General features: G+C 64.6%; 18 protein-coding genes. 9 read left to right on the plus strand and 9 right to left on the minus strand.

Translation table 11 applies throughout. The features are described from left to right. The first annotated feature begins 640 nt into the window (after positions 1-640). A complete protein-coding gene (locus GGD66_RS03290) occupies positions 641-835 on the plus strand; it encodes a hypothetical protein (RefSeq protein WP_018323121.1) in 195 nt (64 codons plus the stop codon). A 110-nt stretch (positions 836-945) separates the two neighbouring features. Here GGD66_RS03290 and GGD66_RS03295 read toward each other — a convergent pair whose 3' ends face one another. Continuing rightward, positions 946-2,121 (minus strand): OpgC domain-containing protein, encoded by a 1,176-nt coding sequence (locus tag GGD66_RS03295; protein WP_018323122.1) that lies wholly within the window; start codon positions 2,119-2,121, stop codon positions 946-948. A 254-nt stretch (positions 2,122-2,375) separates the two neighbouring features. Between GGD66_RS03295 and GGD66_RS03300 the strand changes: the two genes are divergently transcribed. From GGD66_RS03300 to GGD66_RS03310, 3 genes are all read left to right on the plus strand, one after another. Then, the gene (locus GGD66_RS03300; RefSeq protein WP_018323123.1) at positions 2,376-2,681 is read left to right on the plus strand and encodes an ETC complex I subunit; all 306 of its coding nucleotides are present in this window, start codon (positions 2,376-2,378) and stop codon (positions 2,679-2,681) included. 276 nt (positions 2,682-2,957) lie between these two features. Then, complete coding sequence (locus tag GGD66_RS03305; protein WP_018323124.1) at positions 2,958-3,449, plus strand: Lrp/AsnC family transcriptional regulator; 492 nt, start codon at positions 2,958-2,960, stop codon at positions 3,447-3,449. Positions 3,450-3,692: 243 nt separating this feature from the next. After that, a complete protein-coding gene (locus GGD66_RS03310; RefSeq protein WP_092258394.1) occupies positions 3,693-3,986 on the plus strand; it encodes a DUF3551 domain-containing protein in 294 nt (97 codons plus the stop codon). A gap of 89 nt (positions 3,987-4,075) precedes the next feature. Here the strand turns inward: GGD66_RS03310 and GGD66_RS03315 are convergent, their stop codons facing one another. Beyond that, positions 4,076-5,104 carry an AraC family transcriptional regulator gene (locus GGD66_RS03315; RefSeq protein WP_183256863.1) on the minus strand — a complete coding sequence of 343 codons (1,029 nt, stop codon included), beginning with the start codon at positions 5,102-5,104 and terminating at the stop codon, positions 4,076-4,078. A gap of 168 nt (positions 5,105-5,272) precedes the next feature. Between GGD66_RS03315 and GGD66_RS03320 the strand changes: the two genes are divergently transcribed. From GGD66_RS03320 to GGD66_RS03335, 4 genes are read left to right on the plus strand one after another with little or no spacing between them, the layout of a single operon-like run. Next, a complete protein-coding gene (locus tag GGD66_RS03320; protein ID WP_283814455.1) occupies positions 5,273-6,400 on the plus strand; it encodes an isovaleryl-CoA dehydrogenase in 1,128 nt (375 codons plus the stop codon). 25 nt (positions 6,401-6,425) lie between these two features. Next, positions 6,426-8,030, plus strand: coding sequence for a carboxyl transferase domain-containing protein (locus tag GGD66_RS03325; protein WP_018323127.1), 1,605 nt, complete (start codon positions 6,426-6,428; stop codon positions 8,028-8,030). A 4-nt stretch (positions 8,031-8,034) separates the two neighbouring features. Beyond that, on the plus strand, positions 8,035-10,038 hold the full coding sequence (locus GGD66_RS03330; RefSeq protein ID WP_183256865.1) for an acetyl/propionyl/methylcrotonyl-CoA carboxylase subunit alpha: 2,004 nt from the start codon (positions 8,035-8,037) through the stop codon (positions 10,036-10,038). A 1-nt stretch (position 10,039) separates the two neighbouring features. Then, on the plus strand, positions 10,040-10,951 hold the full coding sequence (locus GGD66_RS03335; protein ID WP_183256866.1) for a hydroxymethylglutaryl-CoA lyase: 912 nt from the start codon (positions 10,040-10,042) through the stop codon (positions 10,949-10,951). Between the two features lie 160 nt (positions 10,952-11,111). Here GGD66_RS03335 and GGD66_RS03340 read toward each other — a convergent pair whose 3' ends face one another. The 4 genes from GGD66_RS03340 to GGD66_RS03355 form a co-directional block, all read right to left on the minus strand. Next, positions 11,112-12,038, minus strand: a complete 927-nt coding sequence (locus GGD66_RS03340; RefSeq protein ID WP_028144741.1) for a dihydrodipicolinate synthase family protein — start codon at positions 12,036-12,038, stop codon at positions 11,112-11,114. Positions 12,039-12,112: 74 nt separating this feature from the next. Then, positions 12,113-13,096 (minus strand): TRAP transporter substrate-binding protein, encoded by a 984-nt coding sequence (locus GGD66_RS03345; protein ID WP_183232693.1) that lies wholly within the window; start codon positions 13,094-13,096, stop codon positions 12,113-12,115. Positions 13,097-13,120: 24 nt separating this feature from the next. Beyond that, on the minus strand, positions 13,121-14,386 hold the full coding sequence (locus GGD66_RS03350; RefSeq protein WP_028144739.1) for a TRAP transporter large permease: 1,266 nt from the start codon (positions 14,384-14,386) through the stop codon (positions 13,121-13,123). Further along, positions 14,386-15,009 (minus strand): TRAP transporter small permease, encoded by a 624-nt coding sequence (locus GGD66_RS03355; protein ID WP_183256867.1) that lies wholly within the window; start codon positions 15,007-15,009, stop codon positions 14,386-14,388. Before GGD66_RS03355 ends, GGD66_RS03350 begins: the two co-directional genes overlap by 1 nt. Before the next feature lie 216 nt (positions 15,010-15,225). On the opposite strand from GGD66_RS03355, the gene GGD66_RS03360 reads away from it, so the two are divergent. Next, positions 15,226-15,918, plus strand: a complete 693-nt coding sequence (locus GGD66_RS03360) for a GntR family transcriptional regulator (RefSeq protein WP_092258379.1) — start codon at positions 15,226-15,228, stop codon at positions 15,916-15,918. 105 nt (positions 15,919-16,023) lie between these two features. Here GGD66_RS03360 and GGD66_RS03365 read toward each other — a convergent pair whose 3' ends face one another. Genes GGD66_RS03365 through dctP form a run of 3 tightly spaced genes read right to left on the minus strand, consistent with a single transcriptional unit; the run spans position 16,024 to position 18,952 of the window. Then, on the minus strand, positions 16,024-17,382 hold the full coding sequence (locus tag GGD66_RS03365) for a TRAP transporter large permease (RefSeq protein ID WP_183256868.1): 1,359 nt from the start codon (positions 17,380-17,382) through the stop codon (positions 16,024-16,026). Then, positions 17,379-17,933, minus strand: coding sequence for a TRAP transporter small permease (locus GGD66_RS03370; RefSeq protein WP_092258376.1), 555 nt, complete (start codon positions 17,931-17,933; stop codon positions 17,379-17,381). The genes GGD66_RS03365 and GGD66_RS03370 overlap by 4 nt, the downstream gene beginning before the upstream one ends. Continuing rightward, entirely contained in the window at positions 17,930-18,952 is a 1,023-nt protein-coding gene (gene dctP, locus GGD66_RS03375) for a TRAP transporter substrate-binding protein DctP (RefSeq protein ID WP_018323137.1), read from the minus strand. Before dctP ends, GGD66_RS03370 begins: the two co-directional genes overlap by 4 nt. Between the last annotated feature and the right edge of the window lie 197 nt (positions 18,953-19,149).

Below are 19,149 nucleotides of genomic sequence, written 5' to 3' on the forward strand. Positions count from 1 at the left end.
GGGTCAGAATTGCCGACGCCGGATCGAACCTTTGGCTGTCGCCATAGACATAAGTGTGTTGGGGATTTCAGCGCCCAATGTCTAAACGGACGCCGCCAAGCGATGATATTCCGCTTGCGCGGCGTTGCGCTTTTCAGGTGTCGCCTTTCGGATCCGACCCCTCAGCTCGAGGCGTACCAGCCGAGCGGAAACGGCAGCAGGGGCCAAATCCCGTGGTTGTCGTTGGCGGCTTTCGGCAGCTCATGCGCCGGCATCCTTGCGATTGGCGCAGGAGGCGTCGATCGCAGCGCCAGGCGCAGACGTTCACACTGCAAATTCATTGTGGTCGCCCTGACGAGATTCTCGAAATTTCAATTCACAAAATTGGACGTCAGCTCAATCAAATCGCCACGCGCCCAAGATGGCGCGGTCATTCTCAAATCGCGCGCGTATTGTAGATAAATCGGCGCCGGCTTTCAACCGATCTCGGCCCTAGGCCGCGCGAAGTAAGGTTGACTGGTTAGGTTAAGGATGAGCGCTTGTTGCGGCCGCTTCGGCGATCGTTATCAGATCGATTCCGGCTCGCGACGGGCTGCCTGCAAGTCGTGCTCACACATGGTCACGGTTCGTCGCAGCGCGCATATCCTGTGAGTTCTGCGTCATGTCTTTCGATCGCAACTTCAAAACCGCCGGTCCGCAATCGAGCTGGAGCGAGATCTGGCACCTCTGGACCGTGATCGTGCCCCGTCGCTCGATCAACGGGCAGCTCGTGGTCGGCAAGGTCTGGCGCCGCCATGACGGCCGCGACTGGATCTACAAGAAATTCACCGAGTTCGACGGCGAAGAAGCCGCCTGACGCGCGACGCGCTCGGAATGAACCATCATCGCGCCTTGGGCCATTGCTGAAGCCGTCGATCTCGGCCATGGCGGTTGAAGGTCGCGCTTCAACCGCCAGGCGTTCCCGGATCAGGCCGCTTTCGCCGGGGCTGCCGCCGGCTTGGGCGGCGGTGGCTTCAGCGGCTTGTCCTGCTTCTTCGACCACGAGATGTAATAGGCCACCGTCGTCATGATCGCGATGCCGGCAACGCTGACGAAGATCTGTGCGAGCAGCGAGCCCGAGCTCATCGACAGCTCGAAATGGCCGACGAAGGACAGGAACACGCCGACGCAGAACACGGCGAGCGACTGCTGGCCGCAGACGATCAGGGGATCGAACACCTTCCATTCCAGCCCCGGCCATTCCTTCGGCACGAAGCGGATCACCAGGATCACGATCACGACGAAGTGGATGAAGCGGTAGGGCGCAAGGTTGGTCTTGTCGTTCGGGTTGAAGGCCGAGAACAGCCACTCCGGGAACATGCCGCCGAATGTGGGGAAGCGGCCGGCCATGGTCATGACCAGCGCGAACAAGAGATAGCCGAGACAGAGATAGAGCGTGATCGGCGCGTTGATCAGCGTCATCGAGCGCCGCGCGCCGCCCATCGCGCACCAGGCGCCGAACACGAACAGCACCTGCCAGCAATACGGGTTGAAGTACCACTGGCCGGCCGGATAGGCGTTCAGATTCCAGCCGAAGTGACGCGCCGCCAGCCACAGCACGATCGCCAGCACCATCGTCAAATCGGGCTTGCGCAGCATGAACCACAGCACCGGCGGGAACAGGCCCATCAGCACGATGTAGAGCGGCAGCACGTCGAGATTGAGCGGCTTGAAGCGAAGGAACAGGCCCTGGCGTAGCGTCTCGGTGGCGTTGTCGACCAGGCCGGCGACGTTGAACTCGTTGATCATCTCGCTATCACCGAAGCGCAGCGCCAGATAGCTGATCGAGGCGATATAGATCACGAACAGGATGATGTGGGCGACGTAGAGCTGCCAGACCCGCTTGGTCAGCCGGGTGGCGCCGACCAGGAAGCCGCGCTCCAGCATCATCCGCGCATAGACGAACGAGGCGGTATAGCCGGAGATGAACACGAACAAGTCGGCGGCGTCGGAAAAGCCGTAATTGCGCGTCGTGACCCAGTTCACGACATTGTCGGGGATGTGGTCGAGGAAGATCGCCCAGTTCGCGACCCCGCGAAACAGGTCGAGCCTGAGGTCGCGGCCTTTTTCAGGGAGCGTGGCGTTGATGTTCAGGAAGGCCATGCGACGGGAGCTTTCGGGAGGGGCGGTTACGCTGATGTCGTCGAAGCAGTGCCGCCGGGCGGGCCCCCAGCGCGAAAGGTGGGTACGCAATTGTCACGGTGCAGCATAATGACTATACCGGTGGTGAGGGGTGCCCCGGGGCCGGAATCACCGATCAGTTCCCAATCGGTGTCTGTATACTATCCCTGAGGTTTCCACCAACTGCTACCGTGACGCATCGAAATCGAACGAAAGACGAAGAGGCCGGACCGCCAATGACCGCACGCATTTTCAAGCCCGCCAAGAACGCGATGCAATCCGGCCGGTCCAAGACGAAGGAATGGCAGCTCGACTACGAGCCGGAGCAGCCCCGCGCGGTCGAGCCGCTGATGGGCTGGACCTCGTCGGGCGACATGAAGCAGCAGATCACGCTGCGCTTCCACAGCAAGGAAGAGGCGGTCGCCTATTGCGAGCGCAAGGGCATCGCCTACCAGGTGATCGAACCGCAGGATTCAATCCGCCGCCCAGTCGCCTATGCCGACAACTTCTCGTTCCGTCGCGGCGAGCCCTGGACGCATTGAGAAGGCGGCTGCTTCGACTTCAAACGACGTGTGTTCTCGTCATGCCCGGGCTCGTCCCGCCTGCGCGGCCGAAGCCGCTTCGGCGAGGCAGGCCCGGGCATCCACGTTTTGGGTGGGCGTGAACGAACGTGGATCGCCGGGTCAACCCGGCCATGACGGTCGTGGGAGGCATTCCTCCCGAACGCGATAGCGCCGCGCCCCGGGGTTCGGACCCTTGGCACCAATTCCGCCACGTGCTTCGCTGGTTCTGACATCGGGACCACGACGGGGTGGGGTATGGCGGGGCGTGACCAGCTCGACGGCGTCGATCTGAAGATATTATCCGAGCTGCAGCAGGACGGGCGTATCCGCAACAACGAGCTGGCGCTGCGCGTCGGCGTGTCCGCGCCCAACTGCCTGCGGCGGCTGAAATCGCTGTTCAGCCGCGGCGTGATCCGGGCGGTGCGGGCCGTCATCGACGAGCGGCGGCTCGGCTATGAGGTGGTCTCGTTCGTCTCGATCCAGCTCGGCAGCCAAGCCCAGCCGGTGCTGGAGGCGTTCGAGAGTTCGATCGCTGCGATCCCGCGCATCCAGCAGTGCTGGCGGATTTCGGGCGACACCGACTATCTCCTGAGATGCGTGGCGCCGAGCGTCGAGAGCATGCGCCAGCAGCTGCTGCATTTCGCGGCAATGCCTGACGTGAAGAACGTCCGCAGCTTTCCGGTGTTGGGCGTCGCGAAGGATGTGCCGCTGCCTCTGCAGGACGTCGCGGCGGTATCGGCGGGATAGGGGAACGTTCCAGGCGCCGTTACTCCAAGATCGCGAAAAATCAGACGGCGCTACGCGTCGTCGACGTCAGCACTATAATGCTGATTAACTCACATAACTGTGACATGTGATTTCGGAAGTCCTGCGATGCGCTGAGACGTGATTGCCGGTCTCGGTGCGCCGCCTAGATGCAAGGGGTGAACCTCAGCCTGCGTCGCATCCTGAGGACTCTTTTGTGGGACCCCTGAAGCTGGAAAAGACACCATGACCTCGACCTCGAAGACGATTGTCGCATCCGCTGCGACGCTGTTTGCATCGGCGTTTCTCATGATGACCGCACCCGCCGCGCAGGCGGAAGAGTACTGCATCACCAACGGCGCCCAGGCCGCTCATGGCTGCGGCTATCCGACGATGGAAGCCTGCCGGGCTGCGGCGGGCGGGATCGGGGGCACCTGCTCGCAGAGCGGCGGTGCGAAGACCTCGAACGACGCGCTGGCCTATCAGCCGAAGCAGTCGCGCACCAAGCTTCGCCCGGGCGCGCAGACCAACTCGAATTAACGCCTGAATACGGGTTTCGAGACTGCGGCCTCCGAGAGTTCATCTCGGAGGCCGCAGATTCTTGACAGTGATGCGACAGCGGGCGTGTCTCAGCGATACCGGCTGCGAAACTCGCGCGGCGAGGCACCGGTCCAGGTGCGGAAGGCGCGGGAAAAGCTCTTCTCGTTGCGGAAGCCCGCGATCTCGGCGATGCGCTTGATCGGCGTGCGGCCTCGCATCAGCTCCTGTTTTGCCAGTTCGAATTTTGCCTCTTCCTTGAGATCGCGCAACGAGGTGGCTTCCTCCCGCAGGCGCCGGTGCATGGTGCGGGTGGAGAGCGCAAGCTCGCTCGCGACGTCCTCGGCACCAAGACTGCGTCCGCGCGCATTGCGGAGCACGCGGCGGACACGCTCGACCAGCAGCCGGTCGCGCCGATAAGGCAGCACGGTCAGCCTGAGCGCGCCCTTGAGCATGTTGTCGAGATCGGCGGCGCTGCGCGTCAGCGGCAGCGAGAGATAATGCTTGTCGAAGATGATAGCGGCGCGGTCCGCATCGAAGCGGACGGTCCGGCAAAAGATGGTCGGATAGACCGAGACATGGCCGGGCTCCGCGTACGGGAACTCCGCCGCGCGGAGCGCGATCTGGGAATCGACGGCCCAGCAGGAGAAGCCGAGCACGTAGCGGAGCAGGGTGACCAGGCAGAATTCACGCAGCGGCCCGAGATCGCGCAGCTCCCGGATGGAGACCACGGCGGTCTCCTCACTGAGCTCGAGATCGAGCAGCACGTCCTCGGTGAGCAGGCGGTGATGCCGGCACCACCGCTTGAGCGCCACCTCCAGCGTAGGCGCTGTGATTGAGGCGCGGCACAGCATGCCGTAGGTGCCGAAGGGCAGGCGGCGCGAGAACCAGCCGAGCGCCTCGTCGTCGAGCTCGCGCATGGCATGGCCCGCCAGGGCCTCGAACTGGGCGGCCGTGACCCGCCCGTCCGGAGAATTGACAAGGTCTGGCGCTACCTGGCCCCGCTGCAACGCCTCGGCCGGATCCCGTCCGTATCGCGCATAGGCGGCAACCACGCCCCGCACGAAGGCGGCGGGGGTGACGGCGCGGCGCGGGATCGCGGTTGCGGCTTGAAAGGGCATTGCGAACCTTTGGGAATTCCCTCGGGAAAATCCTCGCCAAGTTTGGCGGAAAATGCAACCTTTTCGACCGCAAGAGGGCCCTGACCCCGCTAGGTTCGGTCCCCAAAATACGGAGGAATCGCCTTGAACATCCCGAGCATCGACTTCGATCTGGGCGAAGACGTCGGCATGTTGCGCGACACGCTTCGCCCCTTCGTGGAGGCCGAGATCACCCCGCGCGCGGCCGACATCGAGAAGGCCAATCTGTTCCCCGCAGACCTCTGGAAGCGCTTCGGCGATCTTGGCCTGCTCGGCATGACCGCGCCGGAGCAATATGGCGGCTCGAACATGGGCTATCTCGCCCACATCGTCGCCATGGAGGAGATTTCGCGCGGCTCCGCTGCCGTGGGGCTGTCCTACGGCGCCCATTCCAACCTCTGCGTCAACCAGATCCGCCGCAACGGCAATGACGCGCAGCGCCAGCGCTATTTGCCGAAGCTGATCTCCGGCGACTATGTCGGCGCGCTCGCGATGTCCGAGCCGGGCGCCGGCTCCGACGTGGTCTCGATGAAGCTGCGCGCCGACAAGCGCGGCGACCGCTACGTCCTCAACGGCTCGAAGATGTGGATCACCAATGGCGGCGACGCCGACGTGCTGGTGGTCTACGCCAAGACCGATCCGGAGGCCGGCCCGCGCGGCATGACGGCTTTCCTCGTCGAGAAGGGCTTCAAGGGTTTCACCCACGGCCAGCATCTCGACAAGCTCGGCATGCGCGGCTCCAACACCTATCCCTTGTTCTTCGACGATTGCGAGGTGCCGGAGGAGAATGTGATGGGCAAGGTGGGTGAGGGCGTCGAGGTGCTGATGTCCGGCCTCGACTATGAGCGCGCGGTGCTGTCGGGCGGCCCGCTCGGGATCATGGCGGCGTGCATGGACGCGGTCGTGCCCTACATGCACGAGCGCAAGCAGTTCGGCCAGCCGATCGGCGATTTCCAGCTGATGCAGGGCAAGCTCGCCGACATGTACGCGACGTGGCAGGCCACGCGCGCCTATGTCTATGCGGTGGGACGCGCTTGCGACCGCGCCGACCACGCCCGCAGCTTGCGCAAGGATGCGGCCGCGGCGATCCTCTATTCCGCGGAGAAGGCAACGTGGATGGCCGGCGAGGCGATCCAGGCGCTCGGGGGGGTCGGCTATACCAGTGAATTCCCTGTGGGTCGTCTGTGGCGTGACGCCAAGCTCTACGAGATCGGCGCGGGGACGTCCGAAGTTCGCCGCATGCTGATCGGCCGCGAACTGATGTCCGAGACGGCTTAAAAACCTTCACCTCATTGGAATCAACATGCCGCTCCATTCCAGCATCGATCCGTCTTCATCCGACTTTGCGCGCAATTCCGAGGCCATGCGCACCCTGGTCGCGGACTTGCGTGAAAAGCTCAGCCAGGTCGCCGGCGGTGGCGGCGAGGTCTCGCGCAACCGCCACACCTCGCGCGGCAAGATGCTGGCACGCGAGCGCGTCGACCTCCTGGTCGATCCCGGCACCTCGTTCCTGGAGCTGTCACCGCTCGCGGCCTACGGCCTCTATGGCGGCGATGTGCATTCGGCGAGCGTCGTGACGGGCGTGGGGCGCATTTCGGGGCGCGAATGCATGATCGTCGCCAACGACGCCACGATCAAGGGTGGCACCTATTACCCCATGACCGTGAAGAAGCATCTGCGTGCGCAGGACGTGGCGCGGCAGAACAATCTGCCCTGCGTCTACATGGTCGATTCCGGCGGCGCCTTCCTGCCGCTGCAGGATGAGATCTTCCCGGACGAGCGGCATTTCGGCCGCATCTTCTACAACCAGGCGCAGATGTCCTCCCAGGGCATTCCGCAGATCGCGATCGTGATGGGCTCCTGCACCGCCGGCGGCGCCTATGTCCCCGCGATGTCGGACGAGAGCATCATCGTGCGCAACCAAGGCACCATCTTCCTCGGCGGCCCGCCGCTGGTGAAGGCCGCGACCGGCGAGGTCGTCAGCGCCGAGGAGCTCGGCGGCGCCGACGTGCATTCGCGCCAGTCGGGCGTGACGGACCATTACGCACAGAACGATGCGCACGCGATCGGCATCGCCCGGCGCATCGTCGGCACGCTGAAGCCGTCGGTGCGGCCGAACCTCAATATGCATCCGGCGCGTGAGCCGCTGTTTGCTGCGGAGGAGATTTACGGCGTGGTGCCGGTCGACGGCCGCAAGCCGTTCGACGTGCGCGACATCATCGCGCGCGTCGTGGATGGCTCCGAGTTTGACGAATTCAAGAAGCTCTACGGCACGACGCTGGTCTGCGGCTTTGCCCATATCTGGGGCTATCCGGTCGGCATCATCGCCAACAACGGCATTCTCTTCAGTGAGAGTTCCCTGAAAGGCGCCCATTTCATCGAGCTGTGCTGCCAGCGCGGCATTCCGCTGGTGTTCCTGCAGAACATCACTGGCTTCATGGTCGGCAAGAAATATGAGGCCGGCGGCATCGCGCGCGACGGCGCCAAGCTGGTGACGGCGGTCGCGACCGCCTCGGTGCCGAAATTCACCGTGGTGATCGGCGGCTCCTACGGCGCCGGCAATTACGGCATGTGCGGCCGGGCGTACTCACCGCGCTTCCTCTGGATGTGGCCGAACGCGCGCATCTCGGTGATGGGCGGCGAGCAGGCCTCGATGGTGCTGAGCCAGGTCCGCCGCGACAATATCGAGGCCAAGGGCGATAGCTGGTCGAAGGAAGAGGAAGACAAATTCCGCGAGCCCATCCGCGCGCAATATGAGAGCCAGGGGCACCCATATTATGCCACGGCGCGGCTGTGGGACGACGGCGTCATCGACCCGGCCGATACTCGCCTCGTGCTCGGCCTTGGCCTCTCGGCGGCGTCGAATGCGCCGATCGAGCCGACAAAATTCGGCCTGTTCAGGATGTGATGCGATGGACCGCTCAAAGCTCTACCGCCGTTTTCGCACCCTCCTGATCGCCAACCGCGGCGAGATCGCCTGCCGCGTCATCCGCACCGCACGCGCCATGGGCCTGCGCACGGTCGCGGTCTATTCCGAGGCCGATCGCGATGCGATGCATGTCGCGCTCGCCGACGAGGCCGTGCTGCTCGGGCCGGCGCGGGCCCGCGACAGCTATCTCAATGTCGAGCGGCTGATCGAGGCCGCGCGCAAGACCGGCGCCGAGGCCGTGCATCCCGGCTACGGCTTCCTGTCGGAGAATGCCGAATTCGCACGGGCCTGCTTCGATGCAGGGCTGGTGTTCGTCGGCCCGACCGCCGGGATGATGACGGCGATGGGCTCGAAGTCCGGCTCGAAAGAGCTGATGGAGAAGGCCGGCGTGCCGCTGGTGCCGGGCTATCACGGCGAGGCCCAGGACGAGGCGACGCTTTCGAAGGCGGCCGACAAGATCGGCTTTCCCATCCTGGTGAAGGCCTCCGCCGGCGGCGGCGGCCGCGGCATGCGGATCGTGCGCTCGGCCGATGAGCTTGCGCCCGCGATCGTCAGCGCCAAGCGAGAGGCCAAGGCCGCGTTCGGCGACGACCGCATGCTGATCGAGAAATATGTCGACAATCCCCGGCATATCGAGGTGCAGATCATCGGCGACAGCCACGGCAATCTGCTCTCGCTGTTCGAGCGCGAATGCACGTTGCAGCGCCGGCACCAGAAGGTGATCGAGGAGGCGCCGTCGCCGACGCTCAATCCAGCGCAGCGCGAGGCGGTTTGTGCCGCCGCGCGAAAGGCCGCAGGCGCGGTGAACTATGTCGGTGCCGGCACCATCGAGTTCGTCTCCGACGGCAAGGACGTTTTCTTCATCGAGATGAACACGCGTCTGCAGGTCGAGCATCCCGTGACCGAGCTGATATCAGGCGTCGACCTCGTCGAATGGCAGCTGCGCGTCGCCTTCGGCGAGGCGCTGCCGTTGAAGCAGGACGAGATCAAGCTCAACGGCCACGCGGTCGAGGCGCGCGTCTACGCGGAGAATCCGACCAAGAACTTCATGCCGTCGGTCGGCAGGATCTCGACCTGGCGGCTGCCCGCCGAGACCGGTGGCCTGCGCATCGACGCCGGCTACCGCGAGGGCGATAGCGTCTCGCCGTATTACGACGCCATGCTCGCAAAGATGATCGCATGGGCGCCAACGCGGGACGTTGCGATCGAGCGCCTGAACCGCGGGCTGGAAGAGTCCGACGTCCGCGGCATCGTCACCAACATCCCGTTCCTGTCGGCGCTGATGACGCATCCGAAGGTACGGACGAATGCGATCGACACCGGCTTCATCGAGCGTGAGCTGGCGGTGCTGACACAGGCCGCGCCGGCGCCGGGTGAGCTCGAGCTGTGCGCCGCGGTTGCCGCTATTATCGACGACGAACGACACGCGGCGCAGGCGGAGGCGAATTCGCCCTGGCGGACCTTTGGCTGGCAGCCGGTCGGCCGCCGCCAGCGCAGCTTTGCCTTTCGTGTCGGGCACGGGCCCGAGCAGAAGATCGTGCTGAACTACGGCAGCGGTCCGTCGACGCTGATCATCGGCGAACGCGAATTGGCATTTGCGATCGCGCCGCGCGACGGCGGCTTCGACCTGACGCTTGACGGCGTCAAATCGTCGGTCGCCGCGGTCGTCGCCGGCCATGAGCTTTACCTGCGCACGCGCAACGGCCGCTTCGACCTGCATTGGGTCGATCCGTTCGGCGGCGAGAGCGAGGAGCATATCGGCGAGGACAAGATCGCAGCGCCGCTGCCGGGCACCGTCGTCGCCGTGCTGGCCGAGGAGGGGGCCAAGCTCGAGAAGGGCGCGCCGATCCTGACGCTGGAAGTGATGAAGATGGAGCAGACGCTGCGCGCGCCCTATGCCGGCGTCTTGAAGTCCATCAAGTGCAAGGTCGGCGACATCGTGCAGGAGGGCGTCGAGCTCGCGGTGGTCGAACCTGCGGGAGAGTGACATGAGCGACCCAGTCCGCATCATCGAAATGGGGCCGCGCGACGGCCTCCAGAACGAGAAGACGCCCGTCAGCGTCGAAGCCCGTATCGCCTTCGTCGAGGCGCTGGTCGCGGCCGGCCTCGATACGGTCGAGGTCGGGGCGTTCGTCTCGCCCAAGGCGATCCCGCAAATGGCGAGCTCGGATGCCGTGCTGCGCGGCGTGAACCACATCAAGGGTGCCGAATTCCACGTGCTGGTGCCCAACGAGAAAGGCTATGACGCAGCGCGCGCCGCGGGCGCGAGAGTGGTCTCGGTGTTCGCCGCGGCCTCCGAGGGTTTTTCCCGGGCCAACATCAATTGCACCGTTGCGGAGTCCATCGATCGGTTCAAGCCGGTGCTGGCTCGTGCCAAGGCTGATGGCGTCAAGGTGCGCGGCTATATCTCCTGCGTGCTCGGCTGTCCGTTCGACGGTGAAATCAAACCGAAGGCCGTCGCCGATCTCGCCAAGACGCTGTGGGATCTCGGCTGCTACGAGGTCTCCCTCGGCGACACCATCGGCGTCGGCACGCCTGATAAGGCCAAGACGATGCTGCGCGCGGTTGCCGCCAACATTCCCGCCGCCAATCTCGCAATGCATTTCCACGACACCTACGGACAGGCGCTCGCCAATCTCTATGCCGGCCTGGAGGAGGGCGTCCGCGTCATCGACGCTGCCGCCGGCGGCCTCGGCGGCTGCCCCTACGCGCCGGGAGCGACCGGCAATGTCGCGACCGAGGACGTCGTCTACATGCTCGAGGGCATGGGCGTCAGGACCGGCATCGACATGGACAAGCTGCTGGCCGCGACGAACGAGATGAGCCGCGTGCTGGGCAAGCCGCCGGTGAGCCGGGTGGCGTCCGCGCTGAATGCGAAGAGGAAGCGGGCGGCGACGTAGGTCTTCGCCATGGTAAGCGCAGGTGCCGTAGGGTGGGCAAAGGCGCGTAGCGCGGTGCCCACCATCTTTTTATGATCGAGACAGGTGGTGGGCACGCTTCCGCCTTCGCTCTTCGAGCTACGGCGGACAAGTCGCTTTGCCCACCCTACGAGACCTGCTTTCAGGCCGCCTTCAGGCCCACATCCGGCAGGCGCGGCCGGCTCTTGAGTGCCTTGGCCATCATGGCCTCGACCTCGGCCTTCTCCTGCGGCAGCAGCGCGAGGCGCGGCGGGCGGGTCAGTGCGGTACCACGGCCCATGATGTGCTCGCACAGCTTGATGCACTGGACGAGGTCGGGGCGCGCATCGAGATGCAGCAGCGGCATGAACCATTCGTAGATCGGCATCGCCTCAGCGAGGCGGCCGGCCTTGGCCAAACGGAACAGCGTCTCGCCTTCGCGCGGGAAGGCGTTCGACATGCCGGAGACCCAGCCCACGGCGCCCATGGCGATGCTCTCGACGATGACGTCGTCGAGGCCTGCGAACAGCACGAAGCGGTCGCCCACCATGTTCCTGGTGTCGATGAAGCGCCGTGTGTCTCCGGACGAATCCTTGAAGCAGACCACGGTCTCGACGTCGGCGAGCGTGGCGAGAATGTCCGGCGTGACGTCGTTCTTGTAGATCGGCGGATTGTTGTAGAGCATCACGGGCAGGTCGGTCGCGGAGGCGACGGCGCGGAAATGCGCGGCGGTTTCGTGCGGCTTGGACGAATAAACCAAGGCCGGCATCACCATCACGCCGTCGATGCCGACGCGCGCGGCTTCCTTCGCCGTCTCGACCGCAAACGCCGTGGTGAATTCGGCGATGCCGCACAATACGGGCACGCGGCCGGCGGCGACCGACTTCGCCGTCTCCATGATCGCGACCTTCTCCTTGCGCTCCAGCGAGGTGTTCTCGCCGACCGAGCCGCAGACGATCAGGCCCGAGACGCCATCGCGGATCAGACCGTCCATCACCTTCGCGGTTGCATCGATGTCGAGCGAAAGATCGTCATGGAATTGCGTGGTGACGGCCGGGAAGACGCCTTCCCAGGAAACGCGGCGGCTCATTGATTTGACTCCAAGTAAGATTGCCGGCGGGGGGCTGGATCCGCCGGGCGTGGTGAAGAGGATGGCGGGTGGGATCAGAGCGTCGCGCCGACCTTGCGCAGCTCGGCGAGAATCGGTGCCTTGGGCAGCCAGATCTTGTCGAATTCGGCGATGACGGCCTCGGTGTCGCCCGCCGGGACCTGGCGGATCGGGATCGGCGCGTTCTTGAAGTTCTCGATCAGCGCGGGCTCGTTGCCGGCGAGTTCGTCGATCTGCGCATCCAGAGTCGCCTTGACAGTCTTGGCGATCAGCTCGCGGTCGGCAGCGGGGAGCGACTGCCAGACCCGGCCGGAAACGACGGCCGCCATCGGCATGAAGACGGCATTCATCTGCAGGATCACCTTCGACACCTTGTCGAAACGCTGGTTCCAGGAGAATTCGAGATCGGCCTCGAGGCCGTCGACCTGGCCGTTGGCCATCGCGTCGAACACCTGCGGCGTCGGGATCGGTGTCGGCGCTGCGCCGAGGGACGAATAGAAATCACGATAGACCGGCGTCGGGTTGATGCGCAGCTTCATGCCCTTGATGTCGGCGAGCGTCGTCAAATCCTTCGACGAGAACACCGCGCGCATGCCGGTGATGCCCCAGCCGAGGCCGATGGTGCCGGTCTCCTGCGGCAGCACCTCGAACAGCTTCACGGCCGCCGGATGCCGCACAAATTTCGCCACCGCCGGCGTCGAGCGCACGATGTAGGGCGCGTTGATCGCGGCGATGTGCGGCACGCGCGAGCCGAGCTCGGCGGCCTGGATGAAGCCCATGTCGAGCGCGCCGGATTGCAATTGCTGCATCATCGCGGGCTCGTTGCCGAGCTGGCCGGAGTGGAAGACGGTCAAGGTCAGGCGGCCGTTGGTTGCGGCCTTGAGATCGTCACCGAATTTTAGCGCGGCCTTGTTCCAGGAATGGCCGTTCGGAGTGATCAGGCCGAGGCGGAATTCCTTGGCCTGGGCGAGCGCTAGCGACGGCGCGAACACCGATGCGGCGGCACTGGCGGCGAGAAAGCGGCGGCGTGTAAGCGGCATGGTCGGGCTTCCTTTTGAACGGGCCTATTTGATGAGGATCAGCGAGAGCGACGGATAGAGCGAGAGCAGCACGAGGAGGACGCAGGAGATGACGAAGAAGGGCAGCGTCACCATGAACATCTTGCCGGGCTTGGCGCCGGTGACGGCGGCCGCGACGAAGAAGCAGAGCCCGACCGGCGGCGACAGCAGGCCGAGCACGAGATTGATCACCACCACGACGCCGAAATGCCGGGGATCGATGTGATAGACCTCGGTCGCAACAGGCAGCAGGATTGGCACCGTCATGATCAGGCCGGGAATGCCGTCGATGACAGTGCCGATCACCAGCAGGATGACGTTGCAGATCAGCATGAAGCTGACCGGGTCCTTGGCGGCCGTCTGGATCCAGGCAGCCGTCTCCTGCGGCACCTTGCCGAAGATCAGGACCCAGGAGAACACCGCGGCGGCCGCGACCAGGAACAGCACGATCGCCGAATAGATCGCGCTGCGCAGCATCATCTGCGGCAGCTGCGAGAACTCGAACTCCCTGGTCCAGTATTTTCCGACGAGTGCGGCGGCCACAGCGCCGACCGCGGCGGATTCCGTCGCATTGGCGAGACCGCTCAGAATCGTGCCGACGATGACGACCGGGATCAGCAGCGTCGGCGACGTCCGCAGGATCGTCATGACGCGCTGGCGCGGCGTCTGATAATCCGCGCGCGGATAATTGTAGACATAGCCCATCAAGGCGATGACGAGGCAGAACATCACCGTGAGGATGACGCCCGGCACGATGCCTGCGATCAGCATGTCGCTGACCGAGACCTGCGCGAGCACGCTGTAGACCACGAACATCACCGAGGGCGGGATGATGGGCCCGAGCATGCCGCCATAGGCGGTCAGTCCTGCCGCAAACGTCTTGTCGTAACCCTTCTTCTCCATCTCCGGCACCATGATCTGGGCCATGATCGCGACCTGCGCGGTCGCCGATCCCAGGATCGAGGAGATGAACATGTTGGCGAGGATGTTGACGTAGGCGAGCCCGCCTTTGAGCGAGCCGACGAAGGCCATCGCCATGTCGACGATGCGCCGTGTGATGCCGCCGCCATTCATGATCTCGCCGATCAGGATGAAGAGGGGAATCGCGATCAGGCCGTAGCTGTCGACGCCGCCGAACAGCTGCAGCGGATAGGACTGGAACAGCACGGGATTGCCGGATGCCGCAATGTAGACGAGGCCGGCGAGGCACAGGCAGAGGCCGATCGGCACGCCGACCAGCATGAAAACCATAAAGGCCGCCGACGTGATCATCAGTTGACCCCGTCGAGCTCGGAGAGCTGGAAGCCCTTTGGCGGCATGCGCGGCACCAGCCCGAGATCTTCCAGCAAATTGGCGAGGCCGTGAACGGTCATCGACACCGCGAAGATCGGCAGCGTCAGGTAGAGCACCCAGGTCGGCCAGTTCAGCGTCTGGGTGTGCTCGGTGTAGAGGAAGTTGAAGGTTTCGGCCGCGAGCTTGCGCCCGTCGAAGCCGGCGCGGGCAAGGCCGATCGGATCCATCCAGAGCACGCAGGTGACGATCAGGGCGGCGCCGAACACCACGACGAGGCCAGTCGAGATCATCTTTGCGATCTTCTGGTGTCGCGCCGAAAGACGCTCCGTCAGCATGGTGACCGCGAAGTCGAGCCGCAGCCGCGTCATCGCGGAGGCGCCGATGAAGGTCAGCCAGACCACGCAATAAACAGCGGATTCATCGATCCAGTAGATCGGAAAGCGCGCGTAGCGGGTGACGACGTTCACCAGGATCAGGCCGGTCAGCACGTACATCAGGCCCATCAGCGCCAGGCGCTCCACGGCGAGCAGGGCGCTGGAGGCGCGAATGACCATCCGTCGAACGCTGAACGCGCGGCTGGCCGGGATCGTCTGCTCGATCATGAAAGAGGCCCCACACCCCGAAAATTGTCGTGCTATCGACAAATGTATAATTTATACAATTTGGGTGTCAAACGGAGATTGCGGTCATTTCTGCGGCAGGCCGCGCTTTTGCTGGGCACGCTGCTTTGTGGGACGCCCGGCTTTTGCTGGAGCGCCCGACATGCAAGAGAGAGACCGCTTCGGCCGGACGAGTCGGGAAGGACAACAGAAGGTCAGATGAAACAGCCTCTGAAGCATCGCACCCTGTCGGCCGCGATCGTCGACCAGCTCAGGCAGGCGATCCTCGACGGTACTTATCGGGCCGGATCACAGTTGCGGCAGGATGCGCTTGGCGAGGCCTATGGCGTCAGCCGCATTCCTGTCCGCGAGGCGCTATTCCAGCTCGAGGCTGAAGGCCTGGTGCGGATCGTGCCGCAGAAGGGCGCCATCGTCTCGGAGCTGTCGCTGGACGAGATCAACGACGTGTTCGATCTGCGCTGCATCCTGGAGCCGCGGCTGCTGGCGCAGTCGGCGCCGCGTTTCAGCGCTGACGATTTCGACGGGCTCGACGACATCCACAAGCGCTTCGAGAAGGCGATCAAGGCGAAGAACGTCAGTGAATGGGGACAGCTCAACGCCGACTTCCACATGGCGCTTTACGTTCACGCTCCGCAGCCGCGCACGCGGGCGATCGTGCTGTCGCTGCTCCAGACCAGCGACCGCTACACTCGGCTGCAGCTCTCCAACACCAAAGCGATGGGGACGGCCGAAAAGGAGCACGCCCATATGATCGCGCTCTGCCGCGCACAGAAGGTCGAGGAAGCCTGCCGCTTCCTGGAGCGGCACATCGAAGCCGTGCGCAAGGATCTATTGCAGGTGGTGGCCGGCAGCGTGGTCGCGCCGAAGGTGCGACGGAAAGAGCAGTCGTAGGGTAGGCAAAGGCGCATAGCGCCGTGCCCACCATCTCTCCGTGACCGCAATCGCGAATGGTGGGCACGCTTCGCTTTGCCCACCCTACGGCAGCCGTGATTGCCGTTACCTGCTCCCGTCCGGCCCCATCACCAGATCCGGCAGCCCGGTCGAAATCGCCGGAAAGAAGCACAGCAGCAGCACTGCCAGCATCATCAGCAGCACGAACGGTAGCGTGCCCCAGATCACCTCGCGCAGGGAAATGTCCGGCGCAACGTTGCGGATGACGAAGATGTTGAGGCCGACGGGCGGATGGATCAGCCCCATCTCCATCACGATGGTCATCACCACGCCGAACCAGATGATGTCGAAATTGGCGGCACGCAGCGGCGGTAGGATGATCGGCGCCGTCATCAGGATGATCGAGACCGGCGGCAGGAAGAAGCCGAGCACGACGACCATGACGAGGATCGCGAACAGCAGCTCCCAGCGCGGCAGGTGCATCGCGACGATGGATTCGGCGACCGATTGCGAGATGTGCAGATAGCTCATCACGTAGGAATAGAGCAGCGACATGCCGATGATCATCATCAGCATGGTCGATTCCCGGATCGTCGACTTCATGATCGGCGCAAGGTCGCTCGGCCGCCACACGCTGTAGATCGCCGCGATCAGCGCCAGCGCCAGCAGGCCGCCGAGGCCGGCGGTCTCTGACGGCGTGGCATAGCCGCCATAGAGCGCGATCATGACGCCGGTGAGCAGCAGCACGAATGGAATCACCCGCGGCAGCACGCTGAAGCGTTCGGCGAGCGTGTATTCGTCGCGGGCGAGGATCGCCGCTTCCGGGCCGCCGTTCTTGTAGATCGCTTCTGCGGCGGCGTATTCCTGACGGAAGCGGATCACGGCGTAGGCGCCGAACAGCGAGACCAGCAGCAGGCCCGGTCCGATGCCGGCGAGGAAGAGCCGTCCGAGCGATTTTTCGGCGGCGACCGCGAACAGGATCATGGTGATCGAAGGCGGCAGCAGGATGCCGAGCGTGCCGCCGGCAGCGATGATGCCTGCGGCAAAGCCGCCGGAATAGCCGCGCTTGCGCATCTCGGGGATGCCGGCCGAACCGATCGCCGAGCAAGTCGCAGGCGAGGAGCCCGCCATCGCCGCGAACAGCGCGCAGGCGAAAACGTTGGCGACGCCGAGCCCGCCGGGCACGCGATGCAGCCAGGCATGCAGGGCCGAATAGAGATCCTGGCCGGCGCGCGACTTGCCGATCGCGGCGCCCTTCAGGATGAAGAGCGGGATCGACAACAGCGTGATCGAGGCCATTTCCTCGTAGACGTTTTGCGTCACCGTATCGAGGGACGCCGCCGGCATGTAGATGCCCATGAACACGACCGCGACCGCGCCGAGCGCGAACGCAATGGGCATGCCCGAGAACATCACGAGCAGCGTCGCAACGCCGTAGGCAACGCCGATACCGAACACGCTCATGAACGCTTGGCTCCGGTAAACGGCAGCGCAAGCTGCACGAGGATCTGGATGCAGAGCAGGCTCATGCCGAACGCCATCAGCGAATAGGGAATGGCGAGTGGCGGCGACCACATCGAGTTGGAGACCTGGCCGTCGACATAGGCCTCATGGGCCAGCGTCCAGGACTTCCAGGTGAAGAAGGCGCAGAACAGGAACGTGAAGGCGTCGACCAGCCAGAGCCTGATCCGGTTCGCGAGCGGCGAGAGCAGGCCGACAAAGGCCTCGATGCCGATATGGCCGCGGTTCTGCTGCACATAGGCGGCCGTCATGAAGGTCGCGCCGACCAGCAGGAACACGGCGGCCTCGTCCTGCCAGTAATTGGCGGCCTTGAATAAGGCGCGGCTGAGCACGCTGTAGCTCAGGATGGCGCAGGCCGCGACCAGTGCGATCGCGGCGAACACGACGATGATGCTGTTGAGGATGGCAAGACCGCGATCGATCGCCGCCGCAAGGCCGGTCCCTGCGGCAGCGATGGTTTGATCGTCACGATCCGGAAGCGGACCATGGCTCATGCGGCGACGTCGATGGCGAGCTTGAGCAGGTTCGCCGAGGTCGCGGTCTTGGCGCTGTAGTCCTTCCAGGCGGTGTCGCGGGCGATGTCACGCCACTTGCCGACGGTCGCGGCGTCGAGCACCGAGACCTTGGCGCCGGCCTTCTCGTAGACCTTGGCGACCTCGACGTCGTCGTCCTGCGCGCCCTTGCGGCCGAATGCCTCGAGCTCGGTGCCGACCGCGAGCAGGATGTCCTGCTGGTTCTTCGGCAGCTTGTCGAAGATCGCCTTCGACATCATCAGCGGCTCGAGCATGAACCAGTAGGAGGCACCCGCGCCCGAGGTCAGGGACTTTGCGACCTCTTCCAGACGGAACGAGATCAGGCTGGTCGAGGAGGTGATGCCGGCATCGCAGGCGCCGGTCTGCATCGCCGCGTAGATTTCGTTCGAGGGCACCGACAGCACCGAGGCGCCGGCGGTCTGCAGCACCATGTCCATCTCGCGCGAGCCGCCGCGTACCTTCAGGCCCTTGGCATCTTCCGGCGCGACGATCGGCTTGGAGCGGCTGGCGACGCCGCCGGCCTGCCACACCCAGGAGAGCAGGATGATGCCCTTGTCGGCGAGGAAGTCGGTCAGCGCCTTGCCGACCGGCTCCTTCTTCCAGCGCAGGCCCTGGTCGTAGGTGGTCACGAGGCCGGGCATCAGGCCGATATTGGTCTCCGGCAGCTCGCCGCCGGCGTAGGGCATCGGATAGAGGCTGATGTCGAGCGCGCCCTTGCGCATCGCGGAGAACTGCGCGTTGGTCTTGATCAGCGAAGAGTTCGGATAGATCTCGGCGGCGATGTCGCCGTTGCTGCGCTTAGCGACTTCAGCAGCGAACATACGGCAAAGCCGGTCCCGGAAATCACCCTTGTCGATGGTACCGCCCGGGAACTGGTGCGAGATCTTCAGCGTGGTCGCGGCCTGCGCGGTGCCGGTGCCGAAGCGGAGAATGGCGGGTGCGGCGACCGCGGTCGCGAGCAGATGGCGGCGCGTGAGCATGGTGTGATCCCTCTGAGCGTTTCTTCGAACGGTTCTTGTTGGCGTGATTTGGGCGGGTCATCTGACCGGCACGTAGGCCCATCCTAGCCGGTCTTTCACCCGATATTCTCTCATCTGATAGTTCGAGACCGAATGCCGCGGCAAGGGGGGTGACCGTGCTGCGCTGCACACATCCGCTTTCCACCGCAGGCCCCGGC

The organism is Bradyrhizobium sp. CIR48 (assembly GCF_014198315.1).
Lineage (GTDB): Bacteria > Pseudomonadota > Alphaproteobacteria > Rhizobiales > Xanthobacteraceae > Bradyrhizobium.